Raw genomic sequence first — 1,034 nt, 5'->3', positions numbered from 1 at the left:
CCCCCCAGTTTTGAGTAGCACGGCGATTTGGAGTCCAATCCCCCAACTGACGGAGATTGGACGTGAAGAAGCGCTTTTCCGAAGAGCAGATCATCGGCTTCCTGCGTGAGGCCGAAGCCGGGCTGGCAGTGAAGGACCTGTGCCGCAAGCACGGCTTCAGCGAAGCCTCGTACTACCTGTGGCGCAGCAAATTCGGCGGTATGACGGTGTCCGAAGCCAAGCGACTTAAGGAGCTTGAGGCGGAGAACGCCCGGCTGAAGAAGCTCCTGGCGGAGTCGATGCTGGAGAACGAGATCACTCGTGAGGCACTGCGAAAAAAGTGGTGACCGCACCGGCTCGACGCGTGCTGGTGCGGGAGATGACGAGCCAAGGACTCAGCGAACGCCGTGCATTGACGGTGCTGCGTATGAGCGCCAGTGCGTTGCGTTACGCGCCGCGCGCGGACCGCAATGGCGAACTTCGGCAGCGGATCGTGGCCTTGGCGCAGCGGCACAGGCGCTATGGCGTCGGCATGATCTATCTGAAGCTCAGGCAAGAAGGGATGATCGTGAACTACAAGCGTGTAGAGCGGTTGTATCAAGCCGCTAGGCTGCAGGTGCGTCGCCGCAAGCGTAAGAAGGTGCCGGCAGGTGACCGACAGCCCTTGTTTCGACCCATGGCACCCAACGAGGTCTGGTCGATGGACTTCGTATTCGATCGTACCGCGGAGGGCCGCGTCATCAAGTGCCTGACGGTCGTCGACGACGCTACGCACGAGGCTGTCGTTATCGAGGTCGAACGCGCGATCTCCGGCGTGGGCGTGACGCGTGTGATGGATCGCCTGGCGCTCACCCGGGGCCTCCCGAAAATGATCCGTAGCGACAACGGTAAAGAGTTCTGCGGCAAGGCCATGGTCACCTGGGCTCACGAGCGTGGCGTGCAGCTGCGCCTGATCGAACCGGGCAAGCCGAACCAGAATGCCTACATCGAATCGTTCAACGGTCGCTTGCGCGACGAGTGCCTCAATGAACACTGGTTCCCGAGTCTGCTTCACG

General features: G+C 61.3%; 1 pseudogene. It reads left to right on the top strand.

Annotated elements, in window-relative coordinates:
* Positions 1-62 precede the first annotated feature (62 nt).
* Positions 63-1,034: pseudogene (locus tag HBF26_RS19340) on the top strand (IS3 family transposase); the annotation flags it as partial.

Source organism: Luteibacter jiangsuensis (assembly GCF_011742555.1).
GTDB lineage: Bacteria > Pseudomonadota > Gammaproteobacteria > Xanthomonadales > Rhodanobacteraceae > Luteibacter > Luteibacter jiangsuensis.
This window is presented reverse-complemented; position numbering and strand designations above follow the sequence as displayed.